The 12,520-nt window shown below is 70.3% G+C and carries 11 protein-coding genes; 3 read left to right on the forward strand and 8 right to left on the reverse strand.

The features are described from left to right. Positions 1-26 precede the first annotated feature (26 nt). A complete protein-coding gene (locus ACIBHX_RS30975; protein WP_397070854.1) occupies positions 27-635 on the forward strand; it encodes a response regulator in 609 nt (202 codons plus the stop codon). Here the strand turns inward: ACIBHX_RS30975 and ACIBHX_RS30980 are convergent. From ACIBHX_RS30980 to ACIBHX_RS31015, 8 genes are all read right to left on the reverse strand, one after another. Next, a complete protein-coding gene (locus tag ACIBHX_RS30980; protein ID WP_397070855.1) occupies positions 632-2,611 on the reverse strand; it encodes a histidine kinase in 1,980 nt (659 codons plus the stop codon). The genes ACIBHX_RS30975 and ACIBHX_RS30980 overlap by 4 nt on opposite strands. Before the next feature lie 60 nt (positions 2,612-2,671). Continuing rightward, on the reverse strand, positions 2,672-3,715 hold the full coding sequence (locus ACIBHX_RS30985) for a hypothetical protein (RefSeq protein ID WP_397070856.1): 1,044 nt from the start codon (positions 3,713-3,715) through the stop codon (positions 2,672-2,674). A gap of 159 nt (positions 3,716-3,874) precedes the next feature. Then, entirely contained in the window at positions 3,875-5,023 is a 1,149-nt protein-coding gene (locus ACIBHX_RS30990) for an alanine racemase (RefSeq protein WP_397070857.1), read from the reverse strand. Then, positions 5,023-6,744, reverse strand: a complete 1,722-nt coding sequence (locus ACIBHX_RS30995; RefSeq protein WP_397070858.1) for an endo alpha-1,4 polygalactosaminidase — start codon at positions 6,742-6,744, stop codon at positions 5,023-5,025. Before ACIBHX_RS30995 ends, ACIBHX_RS30990 begins: the two co-directional genes overlap by 1 nt. Before the next feature lie 47 nt (positions 6,745-6,791). Then, entirely contained in the window at positions 6,792-7,601 is an 810-nt protein-coding gene (locus tag ACIBHX_RS31000) for a carbohydrate ABC transporter permease (RefSeq protein ID WP_397070859.1), read from the reverse strand. Further along, a complete protein-coding gene (locus ACIBHX_RS31005; RefSeq protein WP_397070860.1) occupies positions 7,601-8,533 on the reverse strand; it encodes a carbohydrate ABC transporter permease in 933 nt (310 codons plus the stop codon). The genes ACIBHX_RS31000 and ACIBHX_RS31005 overlap by 1 nt, the downstream gene beginning before the upstream one ends. Continuing rightward, positions 8,533-9,822, reverse strand: coding sequence for an ABC transporter substrate-binding protein (locus tag ACIBHX_RS31010; protein WP_397070861.1), 1,290 nt, complete (start codon positions 9,820-9,822; stop codon positions 8,533-8,535). The genes ACIBHX_RS31005 and ACIBHX_RS31010 overlap by 1 nt, the downstream gene beginning before the upstream one ends. Positions 9,823-9,896: 74 nt before the next feature. Next, entirely contained in the window at positions 9,897-10,670 is a 774-nt protein-coding gene (locus tag ACIBHX_RS31015) for an IclR family transcriptional regulator (RefSeq protein WP_397070862.1), read from the reverse strand. A 74-nt stretch (positions 10,671-10,744) separates the two neighbouring features. On the opposite strand from ACIBHX_RS31015, the gene ACIBHX_RS31020 reads away from it, so the two are divergent. After that, positions 10,745-11,500 carry an SDR family NAD(P)-dependent oxidoreductase gene (locus ACIBHX_RS31020; RefSeq protein WP_397070863.1) on the forward strand — a complete coding sequence of 252 codons (756 nt, stop codon included), beginning with the start codon at positions 10,745-10,747 and terminating at the stop codon, positions 11,498-11,500. Between the two features lie 67 nt (positions 11,501-11,567). Further along, a complete protein-coding gene (locus ACIBHX_RS31025; protein WP_397070864.1) occupies positions 11,568-12,509 on the forward strand; it encodes a zinc-binding dehydrogenase in 942 nt (313 codons plus the stop codon). Positions 12,510-12,520 lie beyond the last annotated feature (11 nt).

Below are 12,520 nucleotides of genomic sequence, written 5' to 3' on the forward strand. Positions count from 1 at the left end.
CCTCATGATCCGGACATAATGGTCAGGTGATTCGCTTGCTGCTGGCCGAGGATCAGCACGTCATCAGGGAAGCGCTCGTGGCGCTGCTCGGCCTCGAACCCGACCTCGAGGTCGTCGAGGCGGTCGACTCGGGGGACAAGGTGGTCGCCGCCGCGCTGGTGCACCGGCCGGACGTGGCCGTCCTCGACGTCGACATGCCGGGCACGGCCGACGGGCTCGACGCCGCGGGCGAGCTGCGCGCCAAGCTGCCGGAGTGCCGCACGCTCATGCTCACCGGCCATGGCAAGCCGGGGCACCTGCGCCGCGCGCTGGCCTCGCAGGTGGACGGCTTCATGCTGAAGACCGCCTCGCCGGAGGAGCTGTCGGCCGCGATCAGGAAGGTGGCGCGTGGCGAGCGGGTCCTCGATCCCGCGCTGGCAGCCACCGCGTGGAACCTGGCCGACAACCCGCTCACGCCCCGCGAGGCCGACGTCCTGCGGCTGGTCGCCGGGGGTGCGGAGGCCGCCGAGATCGCCGGCGGGCTGTTCCTGAGCGCGGGCACGGTGCGCAACTACATCACCGCGATCATCGCCAAGCTCAACGCCCGCACCCCCACTGACGCCGTGCGCATCGCCTCCGAGGCGGGCTGGATCTAGGCGGGCTCCCACACCCGCGTCGGGACCGTGGCCGTCAGCTCGAACCAGCCGTCCTCGAGCCCGACCTCCAGGTGCCCGTCGAGCGCCGCCAGCCGGGTGGTCAGGTTGCCGATCCCGGCCGAGCCGTGGCGTTCCTTCGACGTGCCCGCCCCGTCGTTGCGCACGCTCAGCCGTACGGTGCCGTCCCGCGTGACCGTGGTGATCGCGCACCGGCGGGCCGAGCTGTGCCGCAGCACGTTCGTGACGGCCTCCCTCAGCACGATGCCGAGCGTGGTGTCCACGTCCGCGCCGAGGGCGTCGTGGCCCAAGTCGAGCTCGACCTCGATGCCGGCGGCGGCCAGCAACGAGGCGGCCGAGCGGGCCTCCGCGGTCAGCGACAGCTCTCCCTGCTCTCCCGAGACGGTGCGCAGGTCGCTCATCGCCCGCTCGGTCATGGTCAGCACGTCGTCCAGCTCCTCGCGCGCCCGGCCGGGGTCGAGCCTGCGGGCCAGCTCGCACTTGAGCAGGATCGCGGCCAGGCTGTGGCCGAGCAGGTCGTGCAGGTCGCGGGCGGCGCGCAGCCGCTCCTCGACCACGGCCGCGCGGGCCAGGCCGTCCCTGGACTCGCGCAGCTCCCTGGCCAGCTGGGCCAGCCTGAGCAGGCCGTACACGACCAGACCCGTCACCACCGTGCTGATCGCGTAGTTCAGCGTCACGGGGAACGGCAGGCCGAGCAGGACCGCGGCGGCCACGGTCGCGCCCACGACGGCCGCCACCAGTGGCAGCGCCATCGCCCACGGGAAGGCCAGCAGGATCGGCCCCGCCAGGAATCCGGCCACGCCCAGCCAGACCTTCCCGAACAGCGGGATCGGCGCGAACGTCAGCACCGCCATGATCGCCAGCGCCCACGGGTGGCGGCCCTGGACCGAGCGCAGCTGCATGAAGACGATGACGGCCAGCGGTACGGCCGGCCACGGCGAACCGGCCATCAGCAGCGCCTTCACCGAGAACCCGATCACCACGGCCGCCAGCAGCGCCATCGCCAGCGCGCCATCGTGCGCCGGTTGGACGGGCGGCCGGGTGGTGGGCAGGCTCGCCTCCACGGTCATCGAGGCGTCGTCCGCCAGACCGACGGCCAGCCTGCCGCCCGCCGCCTCGACCTGGGTGGGCAGGTCGCCGAGGTTCTCGTCGCCCGCCGTCCGGGCTCCGTCGTTGGTGACGCGCAGCCGGACCGTGGCGCCCTCGGTGAGGGTCTCGATGAGGCAGGTGGTGGCGGTGCGCCGCCGTACGATCTCCGTCACCGACTCCCTGAGCACCGCGGCCAGCAGCGCGCCGGCGGGGCCGAGCGGCTCCGTGTGCCCGGCGCGCACCTCCACGGTGATACCCGCGGCGGCCAGCATCGCCTTGGCGGTGGTGATCTCGGGAGCCAGGGACATGGCCCGGTAGTTCGCCGCCGCGGCCCGGGCGTCGGCCAGCGAGCGGCGCGCGGTCTCCACGTCGGGGGTGCCTTTCCTGGCTCCGTCAGCGATCGTGGCCAGCGCCCGACCCAGGCCGGTACTGAGCTCCGCGGCGATGCGCAGCCGCTCCTCGCCCGCGGCCGTCACCGCCAGCGACAGCCTGGCCGCGTTCACCTCTTCGATCCGGTCGAGCATCCTGGTCAGGCCGTAGACGACCAGGGCGACCAGGATCATGCTGATCGCCGGGTCGGCGGGGCCGATCAGGGCGGCGCTCGCGGCCACCGCCAGGGCGAGCGGCCAGAGCCGGGTCAGCAGCAGCGACCCGCCGACGAACCCGAGAATGCCCACCGAGCTCCCGAACCACCACACCGACCCGTAGGCGAGTACGGCCTGCAGGCCGACCACCCACCACGCCCGCCAGCGGATGAAACCCACCTGGACCGCGAACACGGCCACGGCCACGGGCGAACCGGCTCCCAGATAGATGCTCGCGAAGCCGGCGAACGCCGCCACTACGATGAGTTTTGCCCGGTTGTGCACCTGTGCAGCCTAGAAGACCGCTTCTCCCAGCCCTTCGGAGCCCTAGGCCACCCGCCATGGTCACCGCTTCGGGCCACCGCTTCGGGCCAGTTCGCCGCGACGGTCGCCGCTCCGGGTCAGCGGGACGGGGCGGGCGCTGCCTCGGGTCAGGCGGGCTCGGACGTGGGCTGTGCCGAGCACCAGCACGACGGCCGCCGCCACCAGCCCGGCGAGGCCCGCCGCGGCCTGCAGCGTCAGCGCGTCGGGGTGGACGAGGGCCTGACCGCGCCGCGCCTGCCACAGCGTCAGCGCGATGAGCCCGCCGTACCCGGCCGCCGCGACGATCACGAGCAGGGTGCGGGTGACCGTACCGGCGAGCAGCGCGAAGCGGCGGGACAGCAGGCGCAGGCCGATCGCGATCAGCGGGATCACCTGCAGGGCGTGCAGGCCGACGAAGTGCGCCACCCGCAGGTCGCCCGCGCCGGTCTCCCAGCCGGTGACCGGCATGCCGGGGCCGCCGTCGGGCGCGCCGACGCTGTGCGCGCCGATCGTGGTCAGGCGCAGGCCGGCCGCCAGGCCTCGCGCCTGGTCGGGGGTGGGCGCGGTCATCAGGTAGCCGATCGACATGCCCGCCAGCGAGATGGCCAGCCCGAGCGGGATCGCCCAGGACATCACCCGGTCCACCCGCCGCTGCGCCACCAGCAGGATCCCCATCCCGAAGGTCAGCAGCCAGCCCAGGTACGCGGCCCCGCCCATGACCATGAACACGGTCTGGTCGAACCCGGTCTCGAAGTTGAAGTGGCTGCGCACGCCGCGCGTCGCCTGGAGCGTGATGGACACGATCTCCGGTGTGACGAACCCCGCCACGGTCACGGTCCCCAGCCACCACAGCGTCCGCCGCCACCGCCCCGCCTGCCCGATCATCCACGCCAGCGTCGCGGCGTACAGTCCGAGCGAGACGGAGAACTTGAACGGCTTCAGCCACACGCCCTGCCCCGACACCATCCGCCCGTCGACCAGCAGCCCGACCAGGCTGACGACGGCCAGCACCGCCATCACCGCCGCGCATCCGACGAGCGGCCCATGCCACGCTCCCGTGGCCCTCCTGCGCACCCAGGCACCCATGACGTCTCCTTCACATCGCCTGGGCACAACCCTTTCGCCCACCGGCCACGCGAACCAGAGACCCGATCACCGCCCACCCATGACCTCGTCACGAACCAGACAGACGGGGAGGGCCGGGATCTCGCATCACCCCGGAAAAGCGATGCGGGATCCCGGTGGTTAGAAGTATGTCCGGATGAGGTCGACTACGGCGTCGTCCTCGTCTGCCACCAGGAGGGTGCGCCATTTGTCGAAGGCCGTGCACGGGTGGGAGACGCCGAAGCGGAGCAGGTCTCCGGGGGTGAGGGTGATTCCGGATGGGACGTCCAGTTGGGCGTGGTGGTCGTTGACCGCGCGGACCTTGAGGCCGGGATGGTCGAGCGAGACGGGGAGGTCGATGTCGTAGGGGGCCTCCCGTTTGCCCATGAGGGCGTAGGCGACTCCCGGTTCCGGGACCGAGAGGACGGGGGCCCAGAGTTCGAGGGCAGCGTGGATCGGGCCGTGGGCGGTCAGGCGCTGGAAGGGAGTCAGGCGCTGGTAGTAGCCGTGGTCGTGGCTGACGTAGGCGCCGCTGCGGATGATCAGCTGGGCCTCTCCCGCCAGGTGGTCGGCGACCAGGTCGAACCAGATGCTGCCGCCCGCGCTGATGATGAACTCGTCCTCGGCGTAGGGCGCGACCGCCTGGGCGGCCTCGCGGAGCGTCTTGAGGTAGCAGATCACCTCCTCGGCGTCCGCGATGCCGCCCTCGTAGCCCGAGATGCCCGCCACCCTGACCCGGCCGGCCGCGTAGGACGCCAGGGAGGCCGCCTCCTCGACGGACCTGACGCCGGTACGCCCGCCGGGGTACCCGACGTCGATCAGCACCTGGATCCCGGTGCCCGCGAGCAGGTCGACGCCCGCCCGCGAGTCCACCAGGCACACGAACGTGCAGGGCTTCGAGGCGATCCACGCGGCCAGACGCCGGTCCACCAGCTCGTTGGCCAGCAGGATCCGCTCCACGCCGAAGCTGCGGTAGGCCCGGACCTGGCTGGGCGTGGCCGCGGTCATGCCCCAGGCACCCGCCTCCAGCTGCTGCCGGAACAGGGCGGGCGCCATCGTGGTCTTGCCGTGGGGTGCCAGCAGCACGCCGCGCCGGGCGCAGAAATCGGCCAGCGCGGCGATGTTGGCCCGGACCGCCGCCCGCCGCAGCACCATGAACGGCGGCGTGAACGGGCCGTCGTGCAGGCTGTGGCGGGCGGCGGCGAACTCGGTGAAGCTCACCGGTTCACCCGGCCAGTGGATGCCGGTGGTCCTGGCATCCACGTATTCGGTCGGGATCTTCAGTGGCATCAGCGGCAGGGGCGGTAGGGCTGGGAGAACAGGGTGGCGTTCTTGTTCTTGTGGATGGAGTTGAGGTTGAGGCTGTTGGCGGTTGCGCAGCGGCCGGATGCCGAGTCGTTGGTGTTGCTGCTCATGGTGTACTCGACCTGGAAGACGGCCTTGCCCGCGCCGGTGAACTGGCTGTAGTCGCCGCACTCGCTGTACTGGACGCACTGCTCGTTGACCGCGAAGTCGAAGTCACCGACGAGGTCCGAGATCTGCGAGATGTCGTTCTTCAGCGCCACGGACATCCCGTGCCGGTGCGCCATGGCCGCGAGCGCCTTGTTGTAGATCAGCTGGGTGGCGGCGCTGATGTTCCAGCCGGTCGTCGCCTGGCCGTCCTCGTAGGTGTTGACCACGTCGAACTCGACAGCGTCGAAGCCGGCCTGCTCGCAGGCCGTCACGCGCTTCTCCATGCGCTGGAGCATGAAGTCACGCTGGCCGACGTTGTTGTTGATGTTGGCGTACGACTCGTTCGTGAACCCGGGGTACGGCTTGCCGATCAGCTGGTGGTTGTGCGCGTTGTCCCAGTCGACGGCCTCCTGGTAGTCGGGGCGGAAGTTCTCGATGCCCCCGGCGTCGACATAGCAGAGCACGTGCCCGCCGTTGGCGTGGATCGCGTTGACCGCGGCCGTGTTGACGGTGTGGTTGTTGCCGGAGACCAGCTCGTCGACGTACAGGTCGATGTCGAAGACGCTGGGCTTCACGCACGAGCCCCCGGTGTACGGCACGGCGCAGATGTTGACGTCGATGCCGCCGGTCGAGGCGAAGGCGGCGTCACCCTGGAGCTGGTACTGCCAGCGGCTGTTGAGCGCCGGCTTCCACATGGTGCCGCCACCGCCGCCACCCGAGGTGGTGGTGCCGGTCACCGCCGTCGAGGCGGCCGACTTGTTGCCCGCGGCGTCCAGCGCCTTGACGGTGAAGCTGTAGGCGGTGGAGGCGGCCAGGCCGGTCACGGTGGCGCTGGTCGAGGTGACCGTGGCGGCCACGGCCCCGTCCTTGAGCACCTCGTAGCCGGTGACACCCACGTCGTCGGTGGCGGCGTTCCACGACAGCGAGGCCGAGCTCGCGGTCGTCCCGGTCACGGCCAGCCCGGTGGGCGTGGAGGGCGGCGTGGTGTCGCTGGAGGACGAGCTCGTCACGGTGACGGCCTCGTAGTCCACGTCGGCGCTGTCGGAGGTGTTGCCGGCCGCCAGCCGTACCCGGATCGAGCCGGTGCTGGAGACGAACCCACCGCCGGCGCTGAACGACAGCAGCTTCCACGAGCCCCAGGAGGGCGCGCCCGCGTTCGTGCCGATCTGCGTCCAGCTGCTGCTCGTCCAGTCGTACAGCGACCACGTCCACGTCTGCTGGGCGGTGGCGGGGCCGCGGTAGTTGGCCTCGACCTGGATCCCGGTGACGCTCGACGGCGGCACCGAGGAGGGCACCGTGTAGGTGCGGTAACCGGCATAGGCGGCGCTGCCGGAGGGCGAGAACTCCACGTACTTGGTGTAGGTGTCCTGCGTGCCGCTCTGGTCCCTGACCGCCAGGTTGGAGACCGTCTGCCCGCTGCCGGTGGCTCCCGCGGTAGTGGTCATCGAGACCGGTGCGAGCGTGTTGGTGGCGGCCTGTGCGGAGCTCGCCGTGGATAACCAGGCCGCGAGTACGGCTCCCGCCACCATGGCGGCCTTCATCCGGGTATGGTTCACCATTGTCCTTCCATTGTGCGGAATCGGATTCCATCCAAATGGCAAAGGGATCACCCCTTGAGGCCGCTGAAGGTCATGGTGGCCACGAACTGGCGCTGGGCCAGCACGAAGCCGAGGATCAGCGGCATGGTGGCGACCACGTTCCCGGCCATCAGCAGCGACCAGCTGGTCCGCCGCGCGCCGTGGAAGGTGGTCAGCCCGACCTGCAGGGTGAAGGAGTCCTGGTCGCTGATGGCGATCAGCGGCCAGATGAGGTCGTTCCACGACCCGAGCAGGGTGAAGATGGCCAGCGTGGCCAGCGCGGGCTTGGCCAGCGGCAGCACGATCCGCCAGAACACCCCGAACCGCCCGCAGCCGTCGATGCGCCCGGCGTCCTCCAGCTCGGGGGGCAGCGACAGGAAGAACTGCCGCATCAGGAAGATCCCGAACGCCGAGGCCAGCCACGGCACGAACGCGGCGGCCAGCGTGTCGACGATGCCGATCCGGGCGAACATCAGGTAGGTCGGGATCATCAGCAGCTGCGGCGGGATCATGATCGTGGCCAGGATCCCGAGGAAGCCCAGGTTGCGACCGGGGAACTTGAGCCGGGCGAACCCGTAGCCGGCCAGCGAGCACAGCACCAGGTGCGACACGATCGAGATCGTCGACACGATCACGGTGTTCAGCAGCCAGCGCAGGATCGGCGTCTCCTGGAACAGGCCGATGTAGCCCTCCAGGTGCAGGCTGGTCGGGATCAGCCCGGGCGGGAAGCGGTTGATCTCCGCGTCGCTCATGAACCCGGTCAGCAGCATCTGCACCAGCGGGAACAGGAACAGCAGCGCCAAGGGCATCAGCAGCAGGTGCCACCGGCTGAAGCGCATCAGAACGCACCCACCTTGCTCCGCCGGGAGTACAGCACCATGCCGACCGTGATCAGCAGGGTGATCACGAACAGCGTGTACGCGACGGCCGAGCCGTACCCGTAGCGCTGGCCCTGGAAGGCGGTCTTGTAGATGTAGTAGACGATGGTCTGGGTCGCGCTGATCGGCCCGCCGCGGGTGGTGGTGTACACCAGGTCGAACAGCTGCAGCGCGGTGATCGTCTGCCACACGGCGGTGAAGACGGTGACGGGGCCGAGCTGGGGCAGCGTGACGTGGCGGAAGACCCGGATGGGGCTGGCGCCGTCGACCACGGCGGCCTCGACGAGGATCTTGGGGATGTCCTGCAGCGCGGCCAGGTAGACGACCGCGGTGAAGCCGATCTGGCCCCACAGCGCGATCACCACGATGACCGGCATGGCCTGGGCGGGGCTCTCCAGGTACTGCTGGGCCGGCAGGCCGACGCGGCGCAGGAGCTCGTTGGCGGCGCCGAACTGCGGGTTGAAGACGAAGCTGGCCAGGATGCCGGTGGCGGCGGCCGAGGCGACGAACGGCACGAAGATGGCAGTGCGGTAGAAGCCGATGAACCGGATCTTCCTGTTCAGCGCGACCGCGACGACCATGCCGATGATGATCGAGGCGGGCACGAACAGCGCGGTGAACACCAGCGTGTGCTGGACCGCCGAGATCACGTTGGGGTCCTGGATCATCCGCTCGTAGTTGCCCCAGCCCACGTCGACCGGGTCGGTGATGCCGTTCCACTTCGTGCGCGAGATGAAGAACGCCCAGACCGCGGGGAACACGGACAGCCCGCCGATGACCAGGCAGGCGGGGCCGATGAAGGCCCAGCCGGTGAGCGCGTCCTTGCCGCGCTTGCCGGTGGCCTTCCGGTGACCGCGGACGGCGGTGCGGGCGATGGTCTGCGAGGTGGCCATCACTGGGCCAGCGCTTCCGTCGACTTCTTGGCCGCCGCGTCCAGCGCCGCCTTGGGTTCGGCCGCGCCCTGCAGGACCTGGGAGACGGCGTCGCCGACGTACTGCGACAGCTCGACGTAGCCGGGGACCGTGGGCCTGGGCTGCATGGCGTTGGCCAGGTTCTCGACGAACTTCTGCGCGCCAGGGAAGTCCTTGGTGAACTTCTGGTAGGCCGGGGTGGTCTTCTCCGAGTCCCGCAGCGGCAGGTTGCCGTTGACCAGGCTGTTGCGGGCGTCGGTGTCCTTGCTGGTCAGCCAGATCACGAAGTCCTTGGCGGCCTTGGCGCGGTTGGGATCGGCGTGGTCGTACAGGGTCCACAGGTCCGGGCCCGAGATGGTCTGGTGGTCGCCGTTGAACCCGGGCAGGAAGGCCACGCCGTACTCGAGTTTGCGCTGCTTGATGTCGTACATCTGCCAGGGGCCGGTGATCAGCATGCCCACCCTGCCGTCGAGGAACAGGGGACCGAACTTCTCGTCGGTCTGGTCGAGGTACATGGACTTGTCGGTGACGGCCATGTCGCGCAGGAACGTCAGCGCCTGGACTCCCGCGTCGGAGTTGAACTGCGGGGTCTTGCCGTCCTTGCTGAGGATGGCGCCGCCGTGCTGCCACAGCAGCGGCCACAGCATCCACGTGGTGTTTTCGCTACCGGAGACCGGGTAGGCCGTGCCGTACACATTGGTCGCGTGGTTGGTCAGCTTCTTGGCCGCCGCGCGGAAGTCGTCCCAGGTCCAGTCGTCCGTGGGATAGGCGAGCTTGGCCTGGTCGAAGAGCTTCTTGTTGTAGATGATCCCGAGGTTGTCCACGACCGCGGGCAGGCCGATGACCTTGCCGTCTACCGTGGCGGTGGCCCTGGCGGCCGGCGGGAACTCCTGCCAGCCGAGCTTGGGATCGGCGACCTCGGCGCTGAGGTCCTGGGTCCTGCCGCTCTGCGCCAGCTGGGTGGCCCAGCTGCCGTAGGCGTAGGAGATGTCCGGATGCGTGCCGCTGACGAAGGCCGCGGACAGCTTGGTGAGCAGCTCGTCCGTGGTGGGCGCGCCCGCCGAGACCTTGATCGTCACGTTCGGGTGTGCCGTGTGATACTCCGCGGCGAGGGCTTCCAGCAGTTTCTCCGCGTCTTCTGCCTGCCCGGTCCACCAGGTGATGGTTACCGGGGCGTTGGGGTCCGCCGTCTTCTTCCCGCCCGAGCAACCGGCGAGAAGCAGGGCGGCCACGGTCATGACGGCCAGGGGCCGCGGAAATGCCAAGGCCATCGTTCGACCTTTCCGTATGCCGGAAACCAATTCCAGTTATTAGGAAAGCAGTGCCGGATCGGTGGTGTCAAGGTTCACGCATCGGAGGCGAGCGGGTCGTCCTGCTCGGCGACCACCCTGGCCAGGGTCTCGGCGGCGGCGGCCAGCTTCTCGGTGGGGAAACGGCTCTTCGGGGCGGTGACGCTGATGGCGGCCAGCGGTGTGGGCCGCCCGAGGAACACCGGCACCGAGGCGCAGCGCACGCCCTCCTCGTTCTCCTCCATGTCGAGCGCGTGACCGGCGGCGCGGATGCGGCGCATCTCCTCGGCCAGCTTGGCCGGCGAGGTGATGGAGTGGCGGGTCCTGGCCTGCAGCGGCTGGTAGCTGCGCGCCCACAGGCCGATGGCCTCGTCCGTGGGGTACGTCCAGGCCAGCAGCGCCTTGCCGACGCCGGTGGTGTGCGCCGGGTTGCGCCCGCCGATCACCGAGGTCATCCGGATCGGGTGGTTGGCCTCGACCTTGTCGACGTAGACCACCTCGCCGCCGTCGAGCACGGCCATGTGCACGGTCTCCTGCAGCTCCTTGCGCAGGCGCAGCAGCAGCGGGTGGACCAGGGCGCGCAGGTCGAGGTTCTCGCTGTAGCGGAAGGCGATCGCGAGCATCTCGGTGCCCAGGAAGTAGGGCCCGTTCGGCTCCGGCTGGGCGGCGAAACCGCGATGGCGCAGCGCGCTGAGCAGGCGGTGCAGCGAGCTGCGCGGGATGCCGGAGCTGGTGGCCAGCTCCTCCAGGGTGATGCCCTGGCCGTTGCCCGCCAGCAGCTTGAGGATGCGCAGAGCCCGGTCGACGCTTTCCACCGGCGAGGACTTCATCCGACTCTCCTGGTAGGGGATTTCGCTAGGCGGAATCCTATCCACGGACAGGGGGAGGTTGCTACGGTCGCGCAATGCGTGGACTGACTGGCAAGGCAGTGCTGATCTCCGGCGGGAGCAGTGGTATCGGGGAGGCGGCCGCGGCCCGCTTCGTCGCCGAGGGCGCCCGGGTCTTCCTGTGCGGGGTGGACGCCGAGCAGGTGGCCGAGGTGGTCGCCCGGCTGGGCGCGGCAGGCGGCACCGCCTGCGACGTGAGCCTTCCCGGAGACGTCGAAGCGTTGGTCGAGGCGGCAGAGGCCGCGCTCGGCGGGATCGACGTGCTCATCAACAACGCGGGGGTGGCCTGGCGGGAGCCGTTCCTGGAGATCACCGCCGAACACTGGGACCGGCTGATGGCGGTCAACCTGCGCGGGATGTTCCTGGTCGCCCAGGCGGTGAGCAGGCGCATGGTGGCCCGCGGCACGGGCGGCGCGATCGTCAACATGGCCTCGACCAACGGACTGAAGGGCGAGGCCGACTACGCCCACTACAACGCCTCCAAGGGCGGGGTGCTGCAGCTGACCAGGACGATGGCGGTCGAGCTCGGGCGGCACGGCATCAGGGTGAACGCCGTGTGCCCCGGCTACATCAGCACGCCGCTCAACGCGCAGATCGCGGCCTCGCTGGGCGAGGACTTCGTGGCCGCCTACGCCCGTGACCAGATCCCGCTCGGGCGCACGGGCCTGGCCGAGGAGGTGGCCGCGGTGTACGCCTTCCTCGCCTCGGACGAGGCCTCGTTCGTGCACGGCGCCGAGCTCGTCGTCGACGGCGGTCAGCTCGCCGTCATGTAGCCGGGGCACTTGACCCGTTCCAATCCATGGCCATAATACGGAATAGCATTCCGTATGATGGAAGGTGATGATGAGAGCTCTGGTCTTCACCGGTCCGGGCGTCGTCGAGGTCGACGACGTGGCGGATCCGGTGGTCGGGTCCGGTGAGGTTCTCCTGCACGTCGCCGCGGCCGGGATCTGCGGCAGCGAGCTACACGGCGTCAAGACACCCGGCTTCCGCGTCCCGCCGCTGATCATGGGGCACGAGCTGGCGGGCATGACCGACGCGGGCGATCCGGTCGTGGTCAACCCGATCCTGTCGTGCGGGCGGTGCGACCTGTGCCTGCGCGGGCTGCGCCAGATCTGCCGGGAGCGGCAGATCATCGGTGTGCACCGTTCCGGCGGGTTCGCCGAGCGGGTCTCCGTGCCGGCGACAGCCGTACGGCCGCTGCCGTCGGAGCTCGGCTGGGAGCGGGCCGCGATCGTGGAGCCCGCGGCCAACGGCGTGCACGCGTGGTCGCTGTCCGGCAGGCCCGAGGGCGGCACGGTGGGCATCATCGGCGCGGGCGCGATCGGCCTGGTGTGCCTGGCGGTGGCGCTGGCCAAGGGCGCGGCCAGGGTGGAGGTCGCCGACCGGGCGGCCTCGCGCCTGGAGGCGGCCGCCCGGCTGGGCGCGCACGCCACGGTCCCCGCTCTGACCGGCGAGTACGACGTGGTCTTCGACGCCGTGGGCACGCCGGAGACGCACCGGCAGGCCGTCGAACGGCTGCGGCCGGGCGGCACCACGGTGTGGCTGGGGCTGGCGAACCCGGAGGCCGGGTTCGACGCCTCGGGACTGGTGCGGACCGAGAAGCGGATCATCGGTTCGTTCGCCTACACCGACGAGGAGTTCGAGGAGGCGGTCGGCCTCGTCGCAGACTGGGAGCTGCACTGGGTACGCAGTTACCCGTTGGACGAGGGCGCGCGGATCTTCACGAACCTGATGGAGGGCGGCGACAGTCCCATTCGGGCGCTGCTTCGCCCGAATTGAGAGGAGAAGGC

The organism is Nonomuraea sp. NPDC050536 (genome assembly GCF_044457685.1).
In the GTDB taxonomy this organism is placed as follows: Bacteria; Actinomycetota; Actinomycetes; order Streptosporangiales; family Streptosporangiaceae; genus Nonomuraea.

Coding starts and splice junctions, on each gene's coding strand:
- ACIBHX_RS31015 (WP_397070862.1), bottom strand. CDS start 10,670: ATGAAGTCCTCGCCGGTGGAAAGCGTCGACCGGGCTCTGCGCATCCTC.
- ACIBHX_RS30985 (WP_397070856.1), bottom strand. CDS start 3,715: ATGGGTGCCTGGGTGCGCAGGAGGGCCACGGGAGCGTGGCATGGGCCG.
- ACIBHX_RS31025 (WP_397070864.1), top strand. CDS start 11,568: ATGATGAGAGCTCTGGTCTTCACCGGTCCGGGCGTCGTCGAGGTCGAC.
- ACIBHX_RS31000 (WP_397070859.1), bottom strand. CDS start 7,601: ATGCGCTTCAGCCGGTGGCACCTGCTGCTGATGCCCTTGGCGCTGCTG.
- ACIBHX_RS31020 (WP_397070863.1), top strand. CDS start 10,745: ATGCGTGGACTGACTGGCAAGGCAGTGCTGATCTCCGGCGGGAGCAGT.
- ACIBHX_RS30990 (WP_397070857.1), bottom strand. CDS start 5,023: ATGCCACTGAAGATCCCGACCGAATACGTGGATGCCAGGACCACCGGC.
- ACIBHX_RS30995 (WP_397070858.1), bottom strand. CDS start 6,744: ATGGTGAACCATACCCGGATGAAGGCCGCCATGGTGGCGGGAGCCGTA.
- ACIBHX_RS31005 (WP_397070860.1), bottom strand. CDS start 8,533: ATGGCCACCTCGCAGACCATCGCCCGCACCGCCGTCCGCGGTCACCGG.
- ACIBHX_RS31010 (WP_397070861.1), bottom strand. CDS start 9,822: ATGGCCTTGGCATTTCCGCGGCCCCTGGCCGTCATGACCGTGGCCGCC.